Origin of the sequence: Paraburkholderia sp. PREW-6R, from assembly GCF_039621805.1 — a bacterium.
In the GTDB taxonomy this organism is placed as follows: Bacteria; Pseudomonadota; Gammaproteobacteria; order Burkholderiales; family Burkholderiaceae; genus Paraburkholderia.
On sequence record NZ_CP155073.1, the window covers coordinates 2,020,575 to 2,045,749 of the forward strand.

Consider the following 25,175-nt stretch of genomic DNA (forward strand, 5'->3'; position numbering starts at 1 on the left):
TTATTGAACGTCGTCTTCGCGCATGCGGCTGCGGAAGGAGTCGCGTGAACGGAGTGCGTCGCTGCCGGCCGCGGCCTGGCTGGCCGGCGTGGCAGCCGCAGCGGGCGCGGATGCCGGCGTTGCATTGGCAGGCGCCATGCTTTGGGCGTTCATCTGGCCGACAGAGGATGCGGTGGCGGCGGACGGCGTGCCCGCGTTGCCGCCGGCCTGCGCAGCAGCCGCAGTGGACGCCGCTGCGCCGGGCGTCGATACGCCGGGCGTCGATGCGCCGGGCGTCGATACGCCGGGCGCCGCCGCGCCGGGCGCCGTCGCGCCGGGACCTGCGCCAGCACCCACATCGGCCGCACGCTGACGTGTCTGGTCGACCAGTTTGTCGAGCGGCAGATACACCACGTTGTTGCCGCTTCTGCTGTCCACGAACACCTTGGTCGCGTTCGAATAGATCTGCTGCATGGTGTCGAGATACATGCGCTCACGAATCACGGCAGGCGCCTTCGCGTATTGCGCGTAGACCTGCTTGAAACGCTCGGCGTCGCCTTGCGCCTGCGCGACGGTCTTGTCGCTATAAATTTTGGCTTCCTCGATCTGAGCCGCCACGTCGGCCTGCGCGCGCGGCAACAGGTTGGCGGCGTATGCCTCGGCGTCGCGCTTTGCACGCTCGTTTTCCTGATGGACTTTCGCGGCGTCGTCGAAAGCAGCCTGCACCTGGTCGGGCGCCTGCACGCCTTGCATCGTCACTCCGACGACGGCGAGACCCGACTGGTATTCGTCCAGAGATTGCTGGATTTCCGCCATCAACTGCTGGCGGATCGCTTCGCGATCCTGATAGAGGATGTCGTTCGTACTGCGCGCGCCCACGATGTTTCGCACCGCCGCCTGCGCCGCCTGCATCACGCCCTGATCGGGGTCGACGCTGCGAAACAGGTAATCGGTCGGCTTGCGGATCTGATACTGCACGGCAAAGCGCACGTCGACGATGTCGGCGTCATGCGTGAGCATGGAGGCGTCTTTCACGTTCGCGAGACGCACGACGTTGTTGCGACCGATCTCCACCTGGCGGATCTGGCCGATATTGACGATCTCATGCGTTTCGAACGGATAGGGCAAGCGCCAGTGGGCGCCCTGATCTGCGGTATAACGATACTTGCCGAACTGCATCACGACGCCGGCCTGGCCCTCCTGCACGACGAATACGCCGCTGCCCAGATAGATCGCGATCAGTACGCCGATCACGATTCCCACACCGATGCGTGCGCCCCGCCCGTTATCCGGACGGCCGCCGCCTGCCCCGCTGCCCTTGCGGCCGAACATGCGGCTCAAGCGGCGGTTGAAATCACGCCACATCTCGTCAAGATCGGGAGGACCGTCGCCGTCATTGCTCTGCGGACGCTTCGGCTCATTCGGACGGGGGCGATCGCCATTGCCGTCCCCACGGCCCCAGCGCGGATCGTTCAGTGACAGCATCGCGCGCAAGCGCGGCCAGATACTCCGCTCGTTGTAATCGTTCACCTGTGTTCGTTCACCAGAGTAGACAGCGGGTCAGTGCAATTGGAGCGGGTCAGTGCCCGAGTTCTGTGACCTTGCGGTCGTCGCGTGGTGCTGCCGACCGGTCTTCTTCCGACAGATCGATCTGCATATCGGGAAGAGCTTCGGCACTAGCGATTTCAGCGATGGCAGCGCGTAATGTATCCAGCCCTTGCCCGGTACGCGCGCTCAAAAAGACGCGCGAAATATTACCATACTCGTCCCGCTCGACCGCGTCCCCTCGGGCCGCAAGCTCCGGCACCGCGTCGATCTTGTTGAACACCAGCACCTGGCGGATCGTATCCGCGCCGATCGCGTGCAATACCTCGTTCACCTGATCGATCTGGTCGAGGCGCACCGCGCTCGACGCATCCACCACGTGCAGAAGCAGGTCGGCGTGAATCGTTTCTTCGAGCGTTGCGCGAAACGCCGCCACCAGTTGGTGAGGCAACTCGCGAATGAAACCGACCGTGTCGGACACAACCACCTGGCCCGCTTCATCGCCGAGATAGACGCGCCGCGAGGTCGTATCGAGCGTAGCGAACAGCTGGTCCGCCGCATAGGCTTGCGCCTTGGTGAGCGCGTTGAACAGCGTGGACTTGCCCGCGTTCGTATAGCCGACCAGCGACACCGACATGGTCTGATTGCGCGAGCGCTGGCGGCGCTGTGTGCCGTGCTGGCGGCGCAATTTTTCGAGCCGTGTCTTGAGCGCCTTGATGCGTTCGCCGATCAGACGGCGGTCGGTTTCGAGCTGCGTTTCGCCTGGGCCGCGCAGACCGATACCGCCTTTCTGACGTTCGAGGTGAGTCCACGCGCGGATCAGCCGGGTCGACAGATACTGCAGTTGCGCAAGTTCCACCTGCAGCTTGCCTTCATGGCTGCGGGCGCGTTGCGCAAAGATGTCGAGGATGAGGCTGGTGCGATCGATCACCCGCCGATTAAGCGCCTGCTCCAGATTGCGCTGCTGCGCAGGTGCCAGAGCGTGATTGAAAATGACGAGTTCGATGTCGTTCGCTTCGCACGCAAGACGCAGTTCTTCGGCCTTGCCGCTGCCCACGAACATTTTCGCGTCGGGACTGGACCGGCGCCCGGTGAGCGTGACTACGGGATTCGCGCCCGCGCTTTGCGCGAGCAGGCTGAGTTCTTCGAGACTGGCTTCGAAATCGATCTTACCGAAGTCGATGCCGACAAGCGCTGCATTGATCAAATTGGAGGGTATCAAAATAAGGCGGCCGGGAGTTATCGCCAACGGGCGACGCTACGCCGGCCGCGACGGGGGGTTAGGACTGTTCGGAATCCGGGTGGAAATTCACCGGGCGGGCTGGCACGACCGTGGAGATTGCGTGCTTGTAGACCATCTGGGTGACCGTATTCCGGAGCAACACGACGTACTGGTCGAACGATTCGATGTTCCCTTGAAGCTTGATGCCGTTGACCAGGTAGATCGACACCGGCACGTGCTCTTTACGCAGTGCGTTCAAAAACGGGTCTTGTAACAATTGCCCTTTGTTGCTCATAGCAAACTCCGTATTTTTTTGCAGGTTGACTGAATTGACGAGGAAGAAAAAGAGATCCAGCGTCAACCGCTACACTATAGCTGATTTTCATTTTTGCGCGCTGGGCTGGGGACCTCGCCCAAACCCAGTACACACGCGGCTTTCAGCCGGAATTCAGCCTTTATCCGCGTAAGGGTTCGTGGACGATCTGAACTCTATCCGCAATGGAGTCCCCGTTAGCTTGAAAGTTTCCCGGAAGCGGTTTTCGAGGTAGCGCTTGTACGTGTCCGTAATCGCGTCGAGGGCGTTGCCGTGAATCACGATGATCGGCGGATTCTGGCCGCCCTGGTGCGCGTAGCGCAACTTCGGACGAACCGGCCCGCGGCGGCGAGGCTGCTGGAATTCCACCGCTTCGATCAGCGCGCGCGTGAGTTTCGGCGTCGGCAGCTTGACCATGGCCGCTTTGTACGCGTCGTCGACCGAGCGCATCAGCGGGCCGATTCCGCTTTTCTCCGCGGCGGAAATGAAATGGAATTTGGCGAAGTCCAGGAATTTCAGTTTGCGCTCGATGTCGGCCTTGGTGCGCTCGCGCACGTGTGAGTCGAGGCCGTCCCACTTGTTCACACCCACCACCAGCGCGCGTCCCTGCTCCACGACGAAACCGGCGATATGCGCGTCCTGTTCCGAAATGTCCTGACGGGCATCGAGCAGCAGGATCACGACGTTGGCGTCGGAAATCGACTGCAACGTCTTCACGACCGAAAACTTTTCGATCGCTTCGAACACTTTGCCTCGACGACGCAGACCGGCGGTGTCGATCAGCGTGTAGGGTTTGCCGCCGCGTTCGAAGTCGACGTAAATCGAATCGCGCGTGGTGCCCGGCATGTCGAACGCGATCACGCGCTCCTCGCCGACGAGCGCGTTGATCAGCGTCGACTTGCCTACGTTCGGCCGACCGACGATCGCGATTTTCACGCCGCGCGCTTCTTTTTCCTGGTCGCTTTCTTCCGGCTGACCGGCGTACGCGACTTCGAGCGCTTCGTTGATCATGTCGGTCACGCCGTCGCCGTGCGCCGCCGAAATGGCGCGCGGGTCGCCCAGACCGAGTTCGTAGAAGTCGGCGGCGACCGCGCTGTATTTCATCCCCTCGGCCTTGTTCACGACGAGGAAAATGGGCCGGCCAGTCTTGCGCAGATAGTCGGCAATGCTCTTGTCCTGCGGCGCGAGACCATTGCGACCGTCGACGATGAACACGACGATATCCGACTCCTCGACCGCCTGGCGCGTCTGGCGCGCCATCTCGTGCAGAATGCCGTCTTTCGCGACCGGCTCGAAACCGCCGGTGTCAACGACCAGATATGGCCTCTCGCCAGTGCGCCCTTCGCCGTAATGGCGATCGCGCGTCAGACCGGGCAGGTCGGCAACCAGTGCGTCACGCGAACGCGTGAGGCGGTTGAATAGCGTGGATTTCCCCACATTGGGGCGCCCGACGAGGGCAATTACGGGTTTCATCAGATGTTGTTCACGGTGAGACGCGGCGTCAGGATCGACCGCCCGCGTAGCGACGCCATGCGGCCGCGACACGGCAGCGTTTGACGAAAATTATCACGAATCCGCCCAGCCCTAAACGCACTGTCAATATGCGCACCGGGGCGGACGAAGTGTCTGGCTGTATGGGCAGCGCCAGCGGGCTGCCAGGTTCAGTCTTTCCCTGACCACTGCCCGACGGGCAGTTCGCATGCCAGTTGGACTACGGTGTCCTGCGATCCGCCAACAGGTTGCACGACCAAGGTTGCACGACCAGGCGGCGCCGCAGGCAGCCGCCGTGGCCGCGCGGGCCGATCTTTCAGACTTGCTTGTTCGATTCGCCTTTTGAATCGCTTTTGGACTTGAAAGACCAACCGGTCCGGCAAAATGTTTTGCCTGACCGGCCTTTGCAGAAAATTGGCAAATCAGCGTGCGGGCTGACGCAATCAGCCCGCACGCCTGGCGCGGCGCTGCGCGCACAGCCCGACCACACGATCAGCGCGGACGGAAACCGTACAGATCGCCGTCATGGGTTTGCACGACCAGCGTCTCGCCCGCCAGCACCGGAGCGGCCGTGATCGCGCTGCCGTCCGTCTTCATGCGTGCGACGAGCGTGCCGTCGTCGCGCGAAAGGAAATGCACGAAGCCCTGATAGTCGCCCAGCACGGCCGCGTGACCGAGAATGAACGGCACGCTCAGGTCGCGATTCTTCAACGCGTCGTTTTTCCACAGCGGTGCGCCGCTCGACACGTCGAACGCCTGAACGACGGACCAGTCGTCGGCCGCCACCACCGCGCGCTCATCCTGCGCGAGGCCGCTCGTGCTGGAGAACGCCTTTTCCCACAGCGCGCGACCCGAGTTCGCGTCGAAACAGCCAATCTGGCCCTGGAACGTCACTGCGCAGGTTTCCGAACCAACCAGCGTAGGCGGACCCGTCACATCGTTGATGCGCTCCACTTCCGTTACGCCCTTCGGATACGACACCGGCGTTTGCCAGTAGTTGTCGCCCGTTTGCAGGTTGATCGCCGCGAACGCACCGCCCGGGAAACCGGCCAGCACGGCTGCATCGCCGGCGAACGTCATGCCCGACGACACACGCAGATTGAGCGGCACAGCACGATTGCGGAAATTCCACTTCTGCTCGCCGGTTTGCGCGTTGAACGCCGTAATCTGGCCGTCGACCGTGCGAACCACCACCAGACCGTTGCCGACCAGCGGCGGCGAAATGATTTCGCCCGGCGCCTTTGCGGTCCACAGTTGCTTGCCGTCCGCGCCGAGCACGTACACGTCGCCTTTCAGCCCGCCGACCGCAGTCAGCGTGCCGTCGCTGCCGACGCCCGCGGACAGATCGTCGTGCAACTTCACGCGCCAGAGATCCTGGCCGGTTTGCGCGTCGATCTTGGCGACCGAACCGTTTGCGCCCGCTGCATACACTGCGTTGCCAACCGCGACAGGCGAAAACAGATAGCGGCCCGCCTTGCCGACACTCGCCTTCCAGACCTGCTGCACGTCGAGCACGGGTTTGAAGTCGGTGAGCGGCGTCGGCACGCGGCGCTCGTCTTTCGCGGATGAGCAAGCCGCCAGAGTGAGGACGGTCATCGCACAGATAACGGGCACAGCGTAACGTTTCAGCAAATTCATCGGTGGACGAAGCATTCAGGAAATGGATTTAAAGGAGACGGTAGGTCAACGCAAGCGTCGCGCTGCGCGCGACGATCAGCCGCCCAGTGCGTCCAGCTTGAACTGGATCAGCTGGCGCGCCGAGCTATCGTTTTTCGACAGCGAGTCGAGCGCGACCTTGTAGGCTGCGCGTGCATCGTCGCGCTTGCCCTGGGCGGCCAGCAGGTCGCCGCGGCCATTGGCGACGAGTCCCTTGAACGCGTCGGATTGCGGCTCCGCGAGCAACGCGAGACCCTGGTCATAGGCTTTGTCGTCGAGCAGCAGCGAAGCCAGACGCAGCTTCGCGATCTGCTTGAACTCGTCGTCTTTCGCGTGATCGATGGTCCATTGCAACTGGGCCTTCGCGCCGGCTTCGTCGCCCGCTGCGTACAGCGCCTTGGCCGCGCCTAGCGAGGTCATTTGCGCATAGGCCGTGCGGCTGAAGCGGTCTTCCATGTCGGCGGCAACGCGCGTGATTTTCGCCTTGTCATTCGAGGCCACCGCTTGCTGCACCTGGTCATACAGTACAGCGGCTTCCGCCGCCTGACGACGCTGCCAGAAATTCCAACCGTTCCAGCCAGCTGCGGCCACGAGGGCCACCAGCACGATCCATGTGGTTGCATTGCCCCACTGCGTCCACCATGCTTTCAGACTTTCAATCGATTCTTGTTCGTCGTGGTAACTCATTGCCCGGCGATGTCCTCTTTCTTGCTACAGGTGCGTGTCGAGCCAAACTGTGAACAACCGGCTCGACGACATTGCGATCAGTCGTCGCCGTCTTCGGCGGTTGCAACCATCGCATTGATTAGAAATTCGGTCAAGTCTTCAGCAGGCACGTTATGTTGCTCACTTTTACCGCCGTTGGCGGCCGTATCTCGCAACGGTTTCACGCCGACCGTGCCGTTGGCGATCTCGTCCTCACCAAGCACGACGGCGAATGCCGCGCCGCTTGCGTCAGCACGTTTCATCTGCGACTTGAAGCTCGCCCCCTGGCCGTCGGCGCTGCAATGCAGGATCACGTTCAGCCCGGTATCGCGCAGACGCTCGGCGATGATAAAGGCCTGCTCGCGCGCCGCGTCGCCCTGATGGACTACGTACACGTCGCAACCTTCGTCCTCGGGCACGAGACTGTCTTCCTTCAGCAACTCGAGAATGCGCTCGATGCCCATCGCCCATCCGCACGCGCCGGTGGGCTTGCCGCCGAGCTGCTCGATCAGCGGGTCGTAACGGCCGCCCGCTGCAACGGTGCCCTGCGCGCCGAGCTTGTCGGTCACCCATTCGAACACGGTCAGGTTGTAATAATCGAGACCGCGAACGAGGCGCGGATTGATCGTGAACGGAATGTTGTTCGCCTTCAGAATGCGCTGCAGTCCTTCGAAATGCGCGCGCGATTCCTCGCCGAGAAAATCGATCAGCTTCGGCGCATTCTGCGCGACTTCCTGCAACGCCGGATTCTTCGTGTCGAGCACGCGCAGCGGGTTCGTGTAGAGACGGCGTTTCGCGTCTTCGTCGAGCACGTCCATGTGCTTTTCGAGATAGGCGATCAGTTCGACGCGGTGCGCAGCGCGCTCTTCTGACAGACCCAGCGAATTGATCTCAAGCTTGATGCCCATGAGCCCGAGATCGTCCCACAGCCGCTGGCACATCAGGATGATTTCCGCGTCCGCGTCCGGGCCGGCGAAGCCAAGCGCTTCAACGCCGACCTGATGGAACTGGCGATAGCGCCCGCGTTGCGGCCGCTCGTGACGGAACATCGGGCCGATGTACCACAGCCGCTTCGGGCCGTCGTACAGCATGTTGTGCTCGATCGTGGCACGCACCACGGCCGCGGTGTTTTCCGGGCGCATTGTCAGGTTCTCACCGTTCAGCGCGTCGGTGAAGCTATACATTTCTTTTTCGACGATATCCGTCACCTCGCCGATACCGCGTTTGAACAGCTGCGTATGCTCGACGATCGGCGTGCGGATATTCTGGTATCCGTACGAACGCAGCATCGACTTGACGGTGGCTTCAAAAAACTCCCACAGTCCGGCTTCCTGCGGAAGGATGTCGTTCATGCCCTTCACGCCGGAGAGCTTTTCGAGCTTTTTCTTCTGTTCAGTCATCTGTCTTTCTGGAACCGATATTTAGTTGAGCGCTTCGGCGCGACCATAGCGGCGCTCGACGTAGTCACTCACGATTTGCTGGAACTCCTGCGCAATGTTGTCGCCGCGCAGCGTCTTGACCTTCTCGCCGTCGATGAACACCGGCGCAGCGGGATTTTCGCCCGAACCCGGCAAGCTGATGCCGATGTTCGCCTGCTTCGATTCACCCGGACCATTGACGATGCAGCCCATGACCGCAACGTGCATTTTTTCGACGCCTGGATACTGATCGCGCCACACCGGCATCTGCGTGCGCAGGTAAGTCTGAATCTGCGACGCCAGTTCCTGGAACAGCGTGCTGGTGGTACGGCCGCAACCGGGGCACGCGATCACCATCGGTGTGAACGAGCGCAAACCCATGGTTTGCAGAATTTCCTGGCCGACGATCACTTCGCCGGTGCGCGACGCGCCGGGTTCCGGTGTGAGCGAGATACGGATCGTATCGCCGATGCCCTGTTGCAGCAGCACGGACAGCGCCGCCGTGGACGCGACGATGCCCTTCGATCCCATGCCCGCTTCGGTCAGGCCCAGATGCAGCGCAAAGTCGCAACGGCGCGCGAGCTCGCGGTACACCGCGATAAGGTCCTGCACGCCGCTCACCTTGCACGACAGGATGATCTGGTTGCGCGACAGGCCCAGTTCAACCGCGCGCTCCGCGGAGCCGATCGCCGACTGGATCAGCGCCTCATACATCACGCTTTGCGCTTCCCACGGCGTGGAACGAGCCGCGTTTTCGTCCATCATTTTCGCGAGCAGGTCCTGGTCGAGACTGCCCCAGTTCACGCCGATCCGCACCGGCTTGTCGTACTTGACTGCTGCTTCGATCATTTGCGCAAACTGCGTGTCGCGCTTCGCGCCGTGGCCGACATTGCCCGGATTGATCCGGTACTTCGACAGCGCTTCCGCGCACGCGGGATAGTCGCGCAGCAGCAGATGGCCGTTGTAATGAAAGTCGCCGACGAGCGGCACCGACACGCCCATGCGATCGAGCTGCTCGCGCACGGCCGGCACGGCCGCCGCTGCCTCCGGCGTGTTCACCGTAATACGCACGAGTTCCGAGCCGGCCTGGGCCAGCTCCTTGATCTGGATCGCAGTGCCGATCGCGTCCGCGGTGTCCGTGTTGGTCATCGACTGCACGCGTACCGGTGCATCGCCGCCGATGGTCACGAGTTGGCCGCCCCAGCGCACATCGACCGCATGAGACTTGCGCCGCGGCGCGTGGCCGCCGAACACCGGTTCGTTGGAAACGATTTTGCTACCTGATTGGGATTGAGCTTCAGATTGCATCGAAAAACCCATTTACGCCGCACACGCCACGAAAAACGTGGCGCCTGAATTGAAGAAGCGCCGCGGTCTGATTGGCCGCGGCGCATGCCGTATCTGTCAAGGCAGCGTCAAGCGAGCTACATTGCCCTTCGCTGCCGCATACCGGGATGGATCGACCGGTTGGCCGTCCAGCGTCAACGCCTGGAGGCCGGCCTTGTTGCCGACCGTCACCTTGAACGGCGCCTCACCCGTCACTTCTTTCGTATCGCCAGCGTGCACGAGGCCGGAGTAGATCTCCTTGCCGTCCTTGCCACGCACGCTGAACCAGCTGTCCTGCGTCACGCGCAGGGCGACGATCGCTTCGCCCGCGGGCGGAGCCGACGTTGCCGCGGTACTCTGATTGGCGGCCGACGCACTCGTGACAGTGGCCGCCGGCTGCGAGCCCGCTTTCGGCGCGGCATTCATTGCCGTCACAACCGGCGCCGGCGACGGGCTGGTACCGGTGGCCAACGGCGCGGGCATGGGGACGCCCGATGCCGTGTTTGCGCCTGCCGCCTGCGTCTGCGGCGCGGACGCCGTGCTGTCCGCGGTGGTTGCCGCGGTATCCGAACCTGCCATCTGGCTTTGCGACACCGCGCCCGATGTGCCGGTCGCCACGTTCGTCGAGCCGTTCGCGCTCGCCTTCAGACGCGCGAGCCACGCCGACGAATCACCGCCGTTGGTGTGCCACATACCGAGCGCGATGATCACCACGATCACCGCCGCCACGCCCCACAACCAGGACCGGCTCTTCTGCTGACCGCCGCCCAGCGACAGCGACACCTTGCCTCGCGGCAGATCCCTGCCCGACGATGCCGGCATGGTCAGATCCGGTGCCGGCACGCCCTTTTCCCGACGCAAGGCCTGAGTGAAGGGCGCCGGGTCGGCGCCGAGCATTTTCGCGTAGCTGCGCACCACGCCGAGTGCGAAGGTGGTGTCCGGCAAATGACTGATGTCGCCCGATTCAAGCGCACGCAGCTTGGCCGCGGAGACTTTCAGCCGCGCCGACACGTCTTCGATTGACCAGTTTTTCGATTCACGCAATTGGGTCAAGCGCGCGCCCACCGCCGCCAACGAATCCAGAGCCGGCTGTACGACAGGCTGCACCACCGCCCGCGCGACAGGTACCGGGCGGCCTTCGTTCGTGTCTGTGTCCTGCGGCTGCGGGTGCTGCGGCTCACTCATCCCAAATCCTTTCGCGTCGATTCTTTTTCACTTGCGTTATCCGAACGGGCCGAAGCCTCACGCCCGAATCGCAGACCGTTTATAACAAAATGCGCGGCTTCGTGTACTGCTTCCGATCGCTTCTGCAAACTTTCTTTTCAGTCCTCGCCGACAAGGCCGCCTGCACTCACGCTGCCTCGCCGCCTCGACGACTACACGGCGCGAACCTCGATAACCTTTGCCGCCCTCCCGGTGCGCTCAGCGAGCCGCGTGCGGTCTTTCACCGCGCCGGCTAACTGACCACAGGCAGCGTCGATATCATCGCCGCGTGTTTTGCGCACCGTGGTGACGACGCCCGCGTCCATCAGCACTTGCGCAAACCGCTTGATCTGCTCCGGTTTGGAGCGAATGAGACCTGATTCCGGAAACGGATTGAACGGAATCAGATTGAATTTGCACGGCACGTCGCGCGTGACCGCCAGCAACTCGCGCGCTTGCGCTTCGCTGTCGTTCACTCCGTCGAGCATGCAATATTCAAAGGTAATGAAATCGCGCGGCGCGACTTTCAGATAGCGCTGGCAGGCAGCCATCAGTTCGCGCAGCGGATACTTCCTGTTCAGCGGCACGAGCATGTCACGCAGCGGATCGCTTGGCGCATGCAGCGACACCGCAAGCGCTACTGGAAGATCCGCGCCGAGCCGGTCCATCATCGGCACGACGCCGGAAGTAGACAACGTTACGCGACGACGCGACAGGCCGTAGGCGTTGTCGTCGAGCATCAGTCGCATGGCAGGCACGACCGCGTCGTAGTTGAGCAGCGGCTCGCCCATGCCCATCATCACGACGTTCGTGACCGCCCGCTCACCCTTGCCGTCACCCCCCGTGGCACGGCCGCCGTCTGTCCCGCGTGACGCGCGCAACGCGAACTCGGCCATACGCAACTGGCCAATGATCTCGCCGGTGGTGAGATTGCGGGAGAAACCCTGTTTGCCGGTGGAACAGAAACGGCAGTTCACCGCACACCCGGCTTGCGACGACACGCACAGCGTGCCCCGCGTCTCCTCGGGAATAAAGACGGTTTCGACCGCGTTGCTGTTGCCGACGTCGATCAGCCACTTGCGTGTGCCGTCGGTGGAAATATGGTCGCTGACAATGCCGGGCATCGCGATCGTGGCGCGCCCTTTCAGCTTTTCGCGCAAGGACTTCGCCAGATCGGTCATGCCGTCGAAGTCGGCAGCGTTGTACTGATGAATCCAGCGCTGCAATTGCTTGGCGCGAAACGGTTTCTCGCCCAGGCTGTCGCAATAGGCGACAAGCCCTTGGGCGTCGAGGTCGAGAAGGTTGACGCAGGGACTGCTCGTCATATCGAATCCTGCCATTTCAGTGCGAGACTGCGTTCATGCAACAAGCTGCATGAACGCAATGCCGTTCGCGCCCATTCCTGCTGCTTTTACCTTACTACTTTTGCGGCGCGCGTCGTGCTTTAAACAAACAGTCGCACGACACCGCGCACAGTACAGGCACTAACCCGGCGATTAACGCGAGTAAACGTTGACTTGCGGGAAGAAGAAAGCGATTTCAGCCGCTGCCGTTTCAGGCGCGTCCGAACCGTGCACTGCGTTCGCGTCGATGCTGTCTGCGAAATCAGCGCGAATCGTGCCCTTCTCCGCTTTCTTCGGGTCCGTTGCGCCCATCAGGTCGCGATGCTTCAGGATGGCGTTCTCGCCTTCCAGCGCCTGAACAACCACCGGGCCGGAGATCATGAACTCGACCAGATCCTTGAAGAACGGACGTGCAGCGTGCACAGCGTAGAACTTCTCCGCGTCAGCGCGCGACAGATGAACCATGCGCGACGCCACGATCTTCAGACCAGCGTTTTCGAAACGGCTGTAGATCTGGCCGATCACGTTCTTGGCCACTGCGTCCGGCTTGATAATCGACAGGGTGCGTTCGATCGCCATAAAAACTCCAAAAAATTAAGAGGTTACAGATTCAAATGAATCCGCTATTGTAGCATGTTCCCGTGTATGATTGCGATTGAACCCTTACAGCATTGAAAGAATTCAGGCGTAACTGTACGAATGCTGGTAGCGTAGACGCTGAAGACATTTTTCATGCATTGAAACTCCGCGCTTTCGCACCAATCTTAGGGTTAGACATACCGCAAGCGTCGGCATATTTTCGCCAACGCGGCACCACCACGACGTATCACGCTTCTGACGTAAGGAGAGACCATGAACGATCATCCGTATAGCTTTGGCCGCACTGGCGCAGTCAGCACGGTCGAAACGCGCAACCGTGTGCTACGGAACACCTACTGGCTGCTCGCGCTGTCGATGATCCCGACGGTGCTCGGCGCTTATGTGGGCCTGGCAACCGGCTTCTCGCTGTTTGCCGCAACGAGTCCGGCCATGAGCATGCTGGCGTTCTTCGCGATCGCCTTCGGCTTCATGTTTGCCATCCAGAAAACCAAAGACAGTGCAGCGGGCGTCTTCGTGCTGCTCGGATTCACGTTCTTCATGGGCCTGATGCTGTCCCGTATTCTGAGCTTCGTGCTCGGATTCTCGAACGGCCCATCGCTGATCATGCTTGCCTTTGGTGGCACGGGTGTGATCTTCGCGTCCATGGCAACGATCGCCACGGTCAGCAAGCGTGATTTCTCCGGTCTCGGCAAGTGGCTCTTCATGGGCGTGATCGTGCTGCTGCTGGCATCCGTAGCAAATGTGTTCCTGCACCTGCCGGCGCTCATGCTCACGGTGTCGGTGCTTGCGATCGTGATCTTCTCGGCCTATATGCTGTTCGACGTCCAGCGCGTCGTGAACGGCGGTGAGACGGACTACATCACTGCCACGCTCGCGATCTACCTGGACCTGTACAACGTATTCGTGAATCTGTTGGCGCTGCTCGGGATCTTCGGCGGCAACCGCAACTAAGCGGGACATGGCAACGGCATCGACTGCCGTTGCCCGTTAAAAAAGCCCATAGCGATTGCTCGTTATGGGCTTTTTTTCGCACCGACGCCGTCAATCAGTCAGCGGGCGCCAGACTCACGCAGACAAAATCTAGCTCACAGACTCAGCCACGCGAACCCATCGTCCTGCGACGCCACCACCACTTCGGTAGGCGACGCGCCCAGCACGCCGGCCATTGCGGCCTGCGCCAGTTCCGGCGTGTTATTTTGCTGACTGAGGTGCGCCGCCACCAGATGCCGTAAGCGCGAGCGATCGAGCGAAGCCAGAATCTGCGCCGCCGCGTCGTTGTTCAGGTGCCCATGATTCCCGCTGATGCGCGCCTTCAGCGACTGCGGGTAGCGGCTGCCCGCCAGCATCCGCAGATCGTGGTTGCATTCGAGCACCAGTGCATCGCAGCCGCTTAGCACCGTGCTGATATGCGGCGTGGACGTGCCGACATCGGTCAGCACCCCGAGCCGGCTCGCCCCGTTGGAAAGCACGTATTGGAGCGGCTCGCGGGCATCGTGGGGCACGGTGTACGGAAGCACGCTGAGATCGCCGATCGCGACCGCCTCGTCGCCCCATAGCACCTGCAGGTCGACGTCGGCTTCGTCGGCGCCGACCGCGCGGGCGGTGCCCCAACTCATATACAGCGGGATGGCCCACTTGCGTGCAAGCGTCAGCGCGCTGCCAATGTGGTCACTGTGCTCGTGCGTGATCAGAATCGCGTCGAGCCCTTCGACGCTCGTGCCGAGCCGCACGAGACGCCGCTCGACTTCCTTCGCTGAAAAGCCGCAGTCGAGCAGCACGCGCGTGGTGGACGCACCGCTTTGCGCTTCCACCAGCAGCGCATTGCCCTCACTGCCGCTGCCGAGACTGGCGAATCTCACAGTCCGCTTAATTGAGCTGTGCGTGCAGCAGCGTCACGATGCGCTGCGCGTCGGACGACGTGTCCACCTGCCCGTTCGCATCCAGCACCGCGACCTGCGTCACCGTGTCGCCCTTCGGACGCACGTTGACGAGAAACTCCGGCCCCGGCTTTTTCGCCGAATTGCCGCTGTAGAACAGCTTGCCGAACAGGCCTTCGCGCTTTAACTCCTGCATGGAGTCCGCGTAACGCACGTAATAGATCCCCTTCGCGCGGTCGCGATTGTCGACCGTGAAGTTGGTGCGGTCGAGCGCGAGACCCACGCGCAGCCACGCGCGGTCGAACGATTCCTGCAGATCGAGCGTCGACGCCCCCGCGGTCTGGTCGATCGTGGCCGGCGCAACGGCCGGACGCGCATCGGTCAGCAGTTGCTTGGACTGCGCTTCGGTCAGCCCGAATTTCTGCATCAGCTTCGTCAGGAACAGCGCCTCCAGCGCCGGATCGCGCGGACGCTCCTCCCAGCGCGACGAAGTCTTGTCCTGCCCCGTCATGACTTCTTCCATTGCGCTGTGCGTGATGGAAATGTCGGAGGTGTCGCCCGGTGCGCGCGAGACCAGCGTGCGGAAGCTGTCACGCGTGCCCGACGAATAGGCGAAGTCGATCACCTTGCCGACCGTACGGCGGAACCAGTCGTCCGGAATGTTCGCCCGGTTTTCGGCCCAATCGGTGACCATGATGCCGGTGGCCGGCGCGTCCGTTTTCAGCGCGAAGCCGTTTTCCTGCCAGAACTCCTGCAACTGCGGCCAGAGTTGGTCCGGCGTGCGGCCGTCGACCACCAGCCAGCGGCGATCACCGTCACGCTCGATATGCATGCCGAGCGGGTCTTGCGCGGTCGGCTGCCCTTCCGTTGCGTTGCCCGCGGCCGTCACCGCGCGCTGCGGCGCGCCACCCAGCGCCATATTGGCCGGCGGCGCGACGTAACGTTGATCGGTCGGCGTGGTGGTCAGGTCGTTCGGCACGGCGAGCGGCGGCGCACTCGCGGCCACCTTGTAATTGACGCGGTCGGATGCAAACCAGTCGTTCAGCGTGTCACAGCCGGCGAGCGTCGTGAGAGCAAGCGCCAGCGCCGCCATGCGGGTTGCGTGGAGGGAAAGTGCGGAACTTTTCATGAGGTCCTTCGTGATACTGGAACGCGGTGCCTGGTTCTGTGTGCCGGGAACGTGGGCTGGATCGACGTCGGTTAAGGGAGTGCCCGGTGGGCAGTCTTTGTTGGGCTGGCGCGGGCGACGCTCGGGCCGAATCCGCTTAGCCCAGCAGGCCCGCTTCGCGCAGCGCGCCGCGCACCACGTCGTGGTATTGCGCGTCGAGCGGCGTCAGCGGCAGACGGATGCCGCCTTGCACACGGCCCAATTGCTGCAACGCCCATTTCGCCGGAATCGGATTCGATTCGATGAACAGGTTCTTATGCAGCGACAAAAGTTTCAGATGAATGTCGCGCGCGGTCTTCGCATCGGCCGCGAGCGCGGCTTTGCACAACTCGCTCATCGCGCGCGGCGCGACGTTCGCCGTGACCGAAATATTGCCATGGCCGCCGAGCAGCATGAGCGCTATTGCGGTGGGATCGTCGCCGCTGTAAATGCCGAAGTGCGCGGGCGCCGCCTTGATCAGATTCGCGGCGCGGTCGATGTTGCCGGTGGCTTCCTTCACGCCGATGATGCCCGGCACCTGCGCGCAACGCAGAATCGTGTCGTTGCTCATGTCCGCGACGGTACGACCCGGCACGTTGTAGAGAATCACCGGCAGGTCGACCGTTTCGGCGATCTTCCGGAAGTGGCGATAGATGCCTTCCTGGGTCGGCTTGTTGTAGTACGGCACGACTTGCAACGTGGCGTCGGCGCCGACTTCTTTGGCCTGCTGCGTGAGTTCGATGGCTTCGGTGGTCGAGTTGCCGCCCGAGCCCGCGATCACCGGAATGCGGCCCGCTGTGTGCTCGACGGCCGTTTTGACCATCAGGATATGTTCCTGAACAGACAACGTAGCCGACTCGCCGCTCGTGCCGACCACGACCAGCGCGTTCGTGCCCTCTGCGATGTGCCAGTCGATCAGCTTGCGAAACGCCGGCAGATCGAGACCGCCGTCTTCGAGCATCGGGGTGATGATGGCAGGAATGCTGCCGCGAATCTTTACGCTGTCGTTGCTGCCGGTGTTGCTCTGAGTGCCGTTAGTCATGAAACGCCATGAATTTGATCAGGTAAACCGCGATTGTAGCGGATTAGCCAGCCAACTCGTAACAAGGCGGGGGTGCCGCCTGCGCGGATTCGGCTGAGCGCTCCGCCTCCAGAATCGCGCAGATGCGCTGGACGTAAGCCGGGCGCGGCTGCGCGAGAAAACCGTCTTGAAAAGCGACCACTCGCAAGTGGCCGCGGACCACGTCGAGCAACTCGCCAGGGGCCAGCAGGAACGCCGGATTGGAGGGCTTGCCGACGCTCCCGTTTCCTGTCGCGAAGGTCTCGTAAATCAGTACGCCGCCAGGCGCGAGCGCTTTCATAAGCTGCGGAAAGAGCGGCCGGTGCAGGTAGTTCGTGACCACCACGGCCGCGAATGTCGCGTCAGGCGGCAACGGCCATGCGGCGCCTTCGAGGTCGGCGTTCAGTGTGATGATGGGCGCTGGAATGGCCGTGGTGGTCGCCGGGGCAATCGGCGGCGCGGCGCGCAGCATGGCGAGCGCGGCGCAATCGCGATCGACCGCGGTGACCGGATGCCCGCACGACGCGAAAAACCGCGCATGGCGCCCCGCTCCGCACGCGACGTCGAGCACCGCGCCGCCGGGCGCGACGAGATGCGCCCAATGGCGCACCCAGCGCGACGGCTCGCCGCCGCCATGTACCGATGCCATCGCCGACCCGCCCATACCGGGAGACGGACCAGAGGAATCGGATAAGTCGGACGAGTCGAATGACGCGTCGGTCGGCATCTCCATGACCTTATGCTGAATAATGCTCAGTTGTACGACAGACCCATTGCCTCACGCACGTCGCGCATCGTTTCCGACGCGAAACGACGTGCCTTGTCGCAACCGTCGGCGACGATTGCGCGCAGCAGTGACGGATCGTCCATGTATTTCTGCGCGCGCTCGAGCATGGGTTGCTGTTCACGCAGAATGCCTTCGATCACCGGCTGCTTGCATTCGAGACAACCAATGCCCGCCGTGCGGCAGCCCTTCTCGACCCACTCGTGCGTCGCTTCGTCCGTATAGACCTGATGCAATTGCCACACTGGGCATTTGTCTGGATCGCCCGGATCGGCGCGGCGCACGCGCGCCGGATCGGTGGGCATGGTGCGCACTTTCTTCGTGATGGTTTCCGCGTCTTCGCGCAGGCCGATCGTGTTGCCATATGACTTCGACATTTTCTGGCCGTCGAGACCAGGCATGCGCGACGCCTCGGTGAGCAGCACCTGCGGCTCGACCAGGATGATCTTGCGCGATCCTTCGAGATAGCCGAACAGCCGCTCGCGGTCGTTCATCGAGAGGCTCTGCGACTCCTGCAATAGCGCACGCGCCCGCTCGAGCGCCTCGTCGTCGCCTTCCTGCTGATAGGCGTTACGTAGTTCGTGATACAGCTTCGCACGCTTGCCGCCGAGCTTTTTCGCAGCGTCGCTGGCCTTCTGCTCGAAGCCGGGTTCACGGCCGTACAGATAATTGAAACGACGGGCGATTTCGCGCGTCATTTCGACATGCGGCACCTGATCCTCGCCGACCGGCACGAGCGAGCCGCGATACAGCAGAATGTCCGCGGCCATTAACACCGGATAGCCAAGGAAACCGTAGGTGGACAGATCCTTGTCTTTCAGCTTTTCCTGCTGCTCCTTGTAGGTCGGCACACGTTCGAGCCAGCCTAACGGCGTGCTCATGCCAAGCAGCAGCGCGAGTTCGGCGTGTTCCGGCACCTTGCTCTGGATGAACAGCGTGGCCTGCGCCGGATCGATACCGGCGGCGAGCCAGTCGACCAGGACGTCCCACACGTTTTTCTCGATCACCTCGGGCGTTTCGTAGTGCGTCGTCAGCGCATGCCAGTCGACCACGCAGAAGAAGCACGGATACTCGGACTGCAACCGCACCCAGTTTTTCAGCACGCCGTGAAAGTGGCCGAGGTGCAACGAGCCGGTGGGCCGCATGCCGGAGAAGATACGGTCTGGGAACATGGTTATCTAGAAGAGCGAAACAAGGGGAGTCAGGACCGCCGTGATTGCACTGTAGCCAATCGTGACGAGCGGGTTCAACCAGTAGCGGGTGAGCGTGCCCGTCATTACCAGCGCCATCACGATGAAAAAGCCCCAAGGTTCGAGACGCGACAATGCAATCGACTGCTTCGGCGGCAGCAATGCCATCACGACCCGGCCGCCGTCGAGCGGCGGCAGCGGAAACAGATTGAGCACCCCGAGCACCAGATTCACGCCGACGCCCGCGCCCGCCATGCGCGTAAAAAACGGTTCGTCGACATTCAATACCGCGAGGGCAATGCCGAACACGCCCCAGATCAACGCCTGAATGAAATTGCAGGCCGGCCCCGCCACCGCAACCCACAGACTGCCCCAGCGCGGATTGCGCAGATTGCCGAAGGCGACCGGCACCGGCTTCGCATAGCCGAACATGAATGCGCCGCTGGTCGCAAAGTACAGCAGCAAAGGAATGGCGATCGTGCCAAGTGGGTCGATGTGCCGCATCGGATTGATGGACACGCGGCCGAGCACGTAAGCGGTATTGTCGCCAAGCCAGCGCGCGACGTAACCGTGCGCGGCCTCGTGCAACGTGATCGCGAAAATCACCGGCAGCGCGTACACCGCAATGGTCTGTATCAGGGAAGAATCCATAACTCGCTATTGTAACAACGCGCTGGCGGGCGTCTGTCCGCTTTCGCTCATGCCGTTTCTTCGAGACCGAAAGGCGCGAGCGAGCCGCGTCCCGGCCGCACCAGCACCGGCTCCGGCCCGGTCAGGTCGATCACGGTAGAGGGCTCGCACACACACGCGCCGCCGTCGATGACCAGATCCAGCTGTTTCTCCAGACGTTCCCGGATTTCCTCCGGGTCATTCAGCGGCTGCGTGTCGCCGGGCATGATCAGCGTCGAGCCTAACAGCGGCTGGCCGAGTTCCTCCAGAATCGCGAGCGTGATTGCATGTTCCGGCACCCGCAGGCCGATCGTCTTGCGCGACGGGTGCGACAGGCGCCGCGGCACTTCTTTCGTGGCCTGCAGCACGAAAACATAGGGACCGGGCGTGACCGACCTGATCAGCCGGTACTGGCGATTGTCCACCATCGCGAAATTGGCGAGTTCCGACAGGTCACGCACCAGCAGCGACAGCAGTTGCTTCTCGTCGAGCCCGCGGATGCGGCGCAAACGTTCGACCGCGTTCTTGTCGTCGAGGTGGCAGGCGAGCGCGTAGCTGGAATCCGTCGGCAATGCGACCACGCCGCCATCGTTGATGATTTGGACCGCCTGTTTGACGAGGCGCGGCTGCGGGTTGTCAGGATGAAGCCGGAAGTATTGGGACATGGTGACGGATGGTGCCTGCGGATGAACAGCGGGTGGAACGTGCGCGACAACAGCAGGAAAAGGTCGGACGAAACTGCGGAAGCTGGGCGGACCGGAACGCACAAGCTGGATGGACCCCGAGCGCCCGCGCGCGCGCATGACGTGCCGACATGGCACGACGGGCAATCACAGCCAGCGTTCCCAGACTGGCTTCAGATCGGAGGGCAACTGCGGCAGCGTGCCGATATCGACACGGCCCTCGCCGGGCGCATGAAAGTCTGAACCGCGCGACGCTTCGAAGCCGAACCGGCGCGCGACGTCGGCATATTCGCGGTACTGGTCGGGCGTGTGGCTGCCTGTGACGACCTCGATTGCCTTGCCGCCAAGGTCGATGAACTCGGCGAAAAATGCGTCGAATTCCACCGGCGAATAGGCGTAACGGCCAGGGTGCGCGATGATCGCCTCACCGCCCGCCGCCTGAATCCAGCTGACGGCGTCGGCAAGCTTGGCCCAACGGTGTCCGACGTAGCCCGGCTTGCCGTCACCGAGAAAACGGTTGAATACGTCCTGCGTAGAACTGGCATGGCCGCTTTCCACCATGAACCGCGCGAAGTGCGTGCGCGAGATCATGTCGGGATTGGACACGTATTTGAGCGCGCCTTGATAGGCGTCCGGAATGCCTAGCCTGGCCAGCTGCTCGCCGATCGCTTCGGCACGCGCGGCGCGGCCGTTGCGTGTGCGCGCAAGACCGTCGATCAACGTCGCGTTCGTCGGATCAATACCCAGCCCGACGATATGCACCGTACGTGACGCCCACGTGACCGAAATTTCCACGCCACTCACGTAGGGCATGCCGAGTTCTTCGGCGGCGCTGCGCGCCTCCTTCTGGCCGCCCAGTTCGTCATGGTCGGTCAGTGCCCACAACGTCACGCCACCCGCGTGCGCACGGCGTGCGACATCGGCCGGCGCGAACTGGCCATCGGAAACGGTGGAATGACAGTGGAGGTCGGCGTTCATCATCGTCGTAAGCAGGATCTGATTTCATTTTACTGCAATGCAGTAAGTGAACGCAGCGCTATCTCGCGTTGCCCGGCCCGTCGGCAGGATGGGCGGACGGCTTTGCCGCCCCAGTCGCTACCCCAATCGCTGCCTAGATCGCCGCGTCGATCGCTGCCTCAAATCGCGGCGTCAATGCGTGCGGTCTACGCTCAAATGCATCAGGTGCAAAATGCCTCGATCAGTGCTGCGACCTGCTCCGGCTGATCGTGATGCACCATGTGCCCTGCTTCGTCGATGATCTTCTCGCGCCAGTTCGCGAACGCTTCGAAGCGCGCCTTGAATTCACTGAGAGGAATCTCGCCGGCGATCTGTGCGAGTGTCGGCGAATTCGCGGCTTCCACGTGCAGCACCCTTGCGCTGACCTTACGCCACACAGCCATCACCTCGTCGAGCCGGTAAAGCGTGGGTCCGCGCACCTTGTGCGCCGGATCGGCGAGCAGCATGTAGCGGCCCTCGCCGTCCGGTTTCGACCAGTGCTGCGCCAGAAACCGGGCGCGCGCAGCGTCGAGCCGCGGGTTAGTTTTGATAAGACGCGCGGCCACATCGTCCAGCGACGCGTAGCGCTTCAATTGAGGCGGGTCGCGCAGTTCGTCCAGCCAGTTCAGCAGCCGTCGGGGCGCGTGCGCGGGATCGGCGGGCGCAAGCCCGAACCCTTCCAGATCGACCACGCGACGCACGCGCTCCGGCCGGACACCCGCATAAATGCACACGATATTCGCGCCCATGCTGTGGCCGACCAGGTTGACTTCACCGGATGGCGCGTAGTGATCGAGCAGCGCATCCAGATCCGCGACATAGTCCTGAATCCAGTAATGGCCGCCGCCACGCTCGGCAACCGGCCAGTCCGACAATCCGAAGCCGCGCATGTCGGGCGCGAGGACCTGCCAGTCGCCCGCCAGCGCGTCGACGACGAACTGGAACGATGCCGCCACGTCCATCCAGCCGTGCAGCATGAAGAGCATCGGCGCGTCCGGGCTGCCCCAGCGTCGCACGTGCAGGCGGATGCCGCGCACGGAGATGAATTCGGACCGGGAGGAGTTCATGAACGGCGCGCCTAAAAAAAGAATGATCGTTCGATTATAGCGAGCACACGTGAATGAGCGGCGCGTCGTGATAGGGAACGGAGGATTCCCTCAGGACGGCCCGACCCGGTTGTAAGTGCGTGGGCCGTCACCCCGCCCGCCGCTTACGGTGCCGGCGGCGGCTCTTCCTGGGCCGCTCTTGCGACCAGTGCCGCGAGCTCGGTTTCGTCGAAGCCGGCATCCCGACGCGCGTCGAAATTGAACGGTCCGCGTAATTTCGGTGCGTGATACTGGTCGGCAAGACGGATGTAAGTCGGGTGCGGATCGAGGCCGTGTTCGTCGCACAGATGCCGGAACCAGCGATTGCCGATCAGCACATGGCCGATCTCGTCGCGCAGGATGATATCCAGAATTGCCGCGGACGCGTGATCGCCCGCCTGTTGCAGACGCGCGCGAATTGGCGGCGACGCGTCGAGGCCACGCGCTTCGAGCGTGCGCGGCACGAGCGCCATGCGCGCGAGCACGTCGCCACGGGTACGTTCGCACATGTCCCAAAGGCCGTCATGCGCCGGAAAGTCACCGTACGCGTGGCCATATTCCGCGAGACGCGCCGTGAGCAGCGAGAAGTGATAGGCCTCCTCGGCGGCAACCTTGAGCCAGTCGACGTAAAAGGCGGCCGGCATGTGGGAAAAGCGCCAGACGGCGTCGAGCGCGAGATTGATCGCGTTGAATTCGATGTGCGCAAGTGCGTGCAGCAGCACGGCGCGGCCTTGCGGAGATTGCATGCTGCGCCGCTCCAGCTTGCGCGGCTCGACCAGTTCGGGCCGGGAGGGACGGCCTGGCAAGCCGGCCGGCTCGGCAAGTTCGAGTGCTGCGGGACAGGTCATGTCGCCGTCGAGCACCGCCGCGTGAATCGCGCGCGCCGCCGCGGCCTTTGCGACCGGTTCGGCCTCGAGCAGTGCAGCGAGCGCCGCACTGCGGGCGCAACCGCCGACACGCTCGCCTTGCGGTAGCGAGGTAGCGTGTGGAGGACTAGACGGGACAGATCGAGTGGCGAAAACCATGACAAGCAAAGAGAAAAAACGCGGGCCGGATCGTTTCCGACATCCAGCATCCAGATTCGGCCTGCGGCAAGCGTGCGCCAGCCGTTCAGCAAGCAGGAATCGCCGTGGCCGTGCTTCGCTCAGACAGCCGGAGACAGCCAAGCGGCCCAACCACACAACCGTTTACAATACCCGATTCGACTCATCAGCGCGCCTGACGCGCCGGCCGGCGTTCCCGCACGGCCAGCGGGACACGACATTCAGACCCTTGCTCCGCGCAATGCGCGCGACCGATCCAGAGGAGACACTGTGACCATCTACAAGCTTGGCGACGCCGCCCCGACTATCCATGAGAGCGTGTTCGTCGCAGATTCGGCGAACATCATCGGCAACGTGACGCTCGAGGAGAACGCCAGTGTCTGGTTCGGCGCGACGATTCGCGGCGACAACGAGCCGATTACCATCGGCGCAGGCAGCAACGTACAGGAAAGCGCCGTGCTCCATGCGGACGCGGGTTTCCCGCTGACAGTCGCACGGAACGTCACGATCGGCCACCAGGTCATGCTGCACGGCTGCACGATCGGCGAAGGCTCGTTGATCGGCATTCAGGCGGTGGTCTTGAATGGAGCGGTAATCGGCCGCAACTGTCTGGTCGGAGCGGGAGCCGTCGTGACCGAAGGCAAGGTGTTTCCCGACAATTCGCTGATTCTCGGCGCGCCCGCCAGAGTGGTGCGCGAACTCACCGAGACGGATATCGCCAATCTGAAGCGCAGCTCGGCAGGTTATGTCGAGCGGTGCGAGTATTTCAAGGCGCAACTCGTGCGCATCGGCTAACCAGCCGGGCGCGCGGCGCGCAGGGCGCGGCATCAGGCCGCGTCATTCGACCGAGGAAAAGTTGTGAGCGACCAGTTGCAAAAATTCATGTTCAGCGCTGCGCCGGTGCGCGGCGAGATCGTTTCACTGCGCAATACGTGGCAGGAAGTGCTGACGCGGCGGGATTACCCGGCGCCCGTGAGAACCATTCTCGGCGAGATGATGGCCGCATGCGCGCTGCTGTCGGCCAATCTGAAGTTCGACGGCACGCTCATCATGCAGATTTTCGGTGACGGGCCGGCCAAGATGCTGGTCGTGCAGTGCAGCTCGGATCTGTCCATGCGCGCCACTGCAAAGCTGTCCGGCGAGAGCGACAGCGTAATCAGCGACGATCTTTCAATGATCGACCTTCTGAACGCAAGCGGCCACGGCCGTTGCGTGATCACCCTCGACCCGCGCGACAAGCAGCCCGGCCAGCAGCCGTATCAGAGTATCGTGCCGCTGTCGGGTGTGGACGGCCCGCTCAAAACCATGTCGGAAGTGCTCGAGCACTACATGCACCACTCGGAACAGCTCGACACGCGCCTGTGGCTCGCCGCGAACACCGACCGCGCGGTCGGCATGCTGCTGCAGAAGCTGCCCGGCGACGGCGGCATCGTCCCGCATCCCGGCGATCTCGACGCGGATACCTGGGAGCGCGTGTGCACGCTTGGCGGCACCATGTCGCAGGACGAACTGCTCAAGGAAGAACCGGAAACGATTTTCCGCCGGCTGTTCTGGCAGGAAAACGTACAGCATTTTGAGCCTGCGAAGACGCGCTTCGAATGCAGCTGTTCACGCGAGAAAGTCGGCGCCATGCTGAAAATGCTGGGCCGCGACGAGGTGGACAGTGTGATCGCGGAGCGCGGTCACGTCGAAATTCATTGCGAATTCTGCAACCAGCGATATGAGTTCGACCCGGTGGACGTGGCGCAACTTTTCGTCGCCGATGCGCTCTCACAAGGTGTGACGCCCGCGGCCGACCAGCGGCATTAACGCGACGCACAGGGTCCGAAGGCGTCCGGCG

General features: G+C 62.7%; 24 protein-coding genes. 3 read left to right on the forward strand and 21 right to left on the reverse strand.

Annotation, left to right across the window (positions count from 1 at the left end):
- The 11 genes from hflK to ndk all read right to left on the reverse strand — a co-directional run bounded on the left by hflK (position 1) and on the right by ndk (position 12,780).
- A complete protein-coding gene (gene hflK, locus AAGS40_RS08725; protein WP_345810886.1) occupies positions 1–1,509 on the reverse strand; it encodes an FtsH protease activity modulator HflK in 1,509 nt (502 codons plus the stop codon).
- A 49-nt stretch (positions 1,510–1,558) separates the two neighbouring features.
- Positions 1,559–2,773: a GTPase HflX gene (hflX, locus tag AAGS40_RS08730; protein ID WP_345810887.1), complete on the reverse strand. Its 1,215-nt coding sequence runs from the start codon at positions 2,771–2,773 to the stop codon at positions 1,559–1,561.
- 31 nt (positions 2,774–2,804) lie between these two features.
- On the reverse strand, positions 2,805–3,041 hold the full coding sequence (gene hfq / locus AAGS40_RS08735) for an RNA chaperone Hfq (RefSeq protein ID WP_006051315.1): 237 nt from the start codon (positions 3,039–3,041) through the stop codon (positions 2,805–2,807).
- Between the two features lie 153 nt (positions 3,042–3,194).
- A complete protein-coding gene (gene der, locus AAGS40_RS08740) occupies positions 3,195–4,532 on the reverse strand; it encodes a ribosome biogenesis GTPase Der (protein ID WP_345810891.1) in 1,338 nt (445 codons plus the stop codon).
- Positions 4,533–5,042: 510 nt separating this feature from the next.
- Positions 5,043–6,188, reverse strand: a complete 1,146-nt coding sequence (gene bamB, locus AAGS40_RS08745) for an outer membrane protein assembly factor BamB (RefSeq protein WP_345810892.1) — start codon at positions 6,186–6,188, stop codon at positions 5,043–5,045.
- A 75-nt stretch (positions 6,189–6,263) separates the two neighbouring features.
- The gene (locus AAGS40_RS08750; RefSeq protein ID WP_345810893.1) at positions 6,264–6,893 is read right to left on the reverse strand and encodes a tetratricopeptide repeat protein; all 630 of its coding nucleotides are present in this window, start codon (positions 6,891–6,893) and stop codon (positions 6,264–6,266) included.
- 77 nt (positions 6,894–6,970) lie between these two features.
- On the reverse strand, positions 6,971–8,311 hold the full coding sequence (gene hisS, locus AAGS40_RS08755; RefSeq protein ID WP_345810894.1) for a histidine--tRNA ligase: 1,341 nt from the start codon (positions 8,309–8,311) through the stop codon (positions 6,971–6,973).
- Positions 8,312–8,332: 21 nt separating this feature from the next.
- Positions 8,333–9,649, reverse strand: coding sequence for a flavodoxin-dependent (E)-4-hydroxy-3-methylbut-2-enyl-diphosphate synthase (gene ispG, locus AAGS40_RS08760; RefSeq protein ID WP_345810895.1), 1,317 nt, complete (start codon positions 9,647–9,649; stop codon positions 8,333–8,335).
- Between the two features lie 84 nt (positions 9,650–9,733).
- Positions 9,734–10,840 (reverse strand): RodZ domain-containing protein, encoded by a 1,107-nt coding sequence (locus AAGS40_RS08765; protein WP_345810896.1) that lies wholly within the window; start codon positions 10,838–10,840, stop codon positions 9,734–9,736.
- Between the two features lie 191 nt (positions 10,841–11,031).
- On the reverse strand, positions 11,032–12,183 hold the full coding sequence (gene rlmN, locus AAGS40_RS08770) for a 23S rRNA (adenine(2503)-C(2))-methyltransferase RlmN (RefSeq protein WP_345810897.1): 1,152 nt from the start codon (positions 12,181–12,183) through the stop codon (positions 11,032–11,034).
- A gap of 171 nt (positions 12,184–12,354) precedes the next feature.
- A complete protein-coding gene (gene ndk / locus AAGS40_RS08775; RefSeq protein ID WP_345810898.1) occupies positions 12,355–12,780 on the reverse strand; it encodes a nucleoside-diphosphate kinase in 426 nt (141 codons plus the stop codon).
- 273 nt (positions 12,781–13,053) lie between these two features.
- Between ndk and AAGS40_RS08780 the strand changes: the two genes are divergently transcribed.
- A complete protein-coding gene (locus AAGS40_RS08780) occupies positions 13,054–13,752 on the forward strand; it encodes a Bax inhibitor-1/YccA family protein (protein WP_345810899.1) in 699 nt (232 codons plus the stop codon).
- Positions 13,753–13,886: 134 nt separating this feature from the next.
- On the opposite strand, the gene AAGS40_RS08785 is transcribed toward AAGS40_RS08780, so the two are convergent.
- The 10 genes from AAGS40_RS08785 to AAGS40_RS08830 all read right to left on the reverse strand — a co-directional run bounded on the left by AAGS40_RS08785 (position 13,887) and on the right by AAGS40_RS08830 (position 23,317).
- Positions 13,887–14,660, reverse strand: a complete 774-nt coding sequence (locus AAGS40_RS08785; RefSeq protein ID WP_345810900.1) for an MBL fold metallo-hydrolase — start codon at positions 14,658–14,660, stop codon at positions 13,887–13,889.
- A gap of 7 nt (positions 14,661–14,667) precedes the next feature.
- On the reverse strand, positions 14,668–15,807 hold the full coding sequence (gene bamC / locus AAGS40_RS08790) for an outer membrane protein assembly factor BamC (protein WP_345810901.1): 1,140 nt from the start codon (positions 15,805–15,807) through the stop codon (positions 14,668–14,670).
- A 136-nt stretch (positions 15,808–15,943) separates the two neighbouring features.
- A complete protein-coding gene (gene dapA / locus AAGS40_RS08795) occupies positions 15,944–16,867 on the reverse strand; it encodes a 4-hydroxy-tetrahydrodipicolinate synthase (RefSeq protein WP_345810902.1) in 924 nt (307 codons plus the stop codon).
- Between the two features lie 43 nt (positions 16,868–16,910).
- The gene (locus tag AAGS40_RS08800; protein ID WP_345814328.1) at positions 16,911–17,549 is read right to left on the reverse strand and encodes a class I SAM-dependent methyltransferase; all 639 of its coding nucleotides are present in this window, start codon (positions 17,547–17,549) and stop codon (positions 16,911–16,913) included.
- A gap of 89 nt (positions 17,550–17,638) precedes the next feature.
- A complete protein-coding gene (locus AAGS40_RS08805; protein WP_345810903.1) occupies positions 17,639–18,841 on the reverse strand; it encodes a tryptophan--tRNA ligase in 1,203 nt (400 codons plus the stop codon).
- A 6-nt stretch (positions 18,842–18,847) separates the two neighbouring features.
- Positions 18,848–19,510, reverse strand: coding sequence for a site-2 protease family protein (locus AAGS40_RS08810; RefSeq protein ID WP_345810904.1), 663 nt, complete (start codon positions 19,508–19,510; stop codon positions 18,848–18,850).
- 47 nt (positions 19,511–19,557) lie between these two features.
- Positions 19,558–20,193, reverse strand: coding sequence for an L-threonylcarbamoyladenylate synthase (locus tag AAGS40_RS08815; protein WP_345810905.1), 636 nt, complete (start codon positions 20,191–20,193; stop codon positions 19,558–19,560).
- A gap of 165 nt (positions 20,194–20,358) precedes the next feature.
- Positions 20,359–21,189, reverse strand: a complete 831-nt coding sequence (locus AAGS40_RS08820) for a 3',5'-nucleoside bisphosphate phosphatase (RefSeq protein WP_345814330.1) — start codon at positions 21,187–21,189, stop codon at positions 20,359–20,361.
- Between the two features lie 200 nt (positions 21,190–21,389).
- Positions 21,390–22,274 carry an alpha/beta hydrolase gene (locus AAGS40_RS08825; RefSeq protein WP_345810906.1) on the reverse strand — a complete coding sequence of 295 codons (885 nt, stop codon included), beginning with the start codon at positions 22,272–22,274 and terminating at the stop codon, positions 21,390–21,392.
- Positions 22,275–22,417: 143 nt separating this feature from the next.
- A complete protein-coding gene (locus AAGS40_RS08830; RefSeq protein ID WP_345810907.1) occupies positions 22,418–23,317 on the reverse strand; it encodes a ferritin-like domain-containing protein in 900 nt (299 codons plus the stop codon).
- 288 nt (positions 23,318–23,605) lie between these two features.
- Between AAGS40_RS08830 and AAGS40_RS08835 the strand changes: the two genes are divergently transcribed.
- Together AAGS40_RS08835 and hslO are read left to right on the forward strand one after the other, a co-directional pair.
- The gene (locus AAGS40_RS08835) at positions 23,606–24,130 is read left to right on the forward strand and encodes a gamma carbonic anhydrase family protein (protein WP_345810908.1); all 525 of its coding nucleotides are present in this window, start codon (positions 23,606–23,608) and stop codon (positions 24,128–24,130) included.
- A gap of 63 nt (positions 24,131–24,193) precedes the next feature.
- Positions 24,194–25,144: an Hsp33 family molecular chaperone HslO gene (hslO, locus tag AAGS40_RS08840; RefSeq protein WP_345810909.1), complete on the forward strand. Its 951-nt coding sequence runs from the start codon at positions 24,194–24,196 to the stop codon at positions 25,142–25,144.
- Positions 25,145–25,175: the final 31 nt, after the last annotated feature.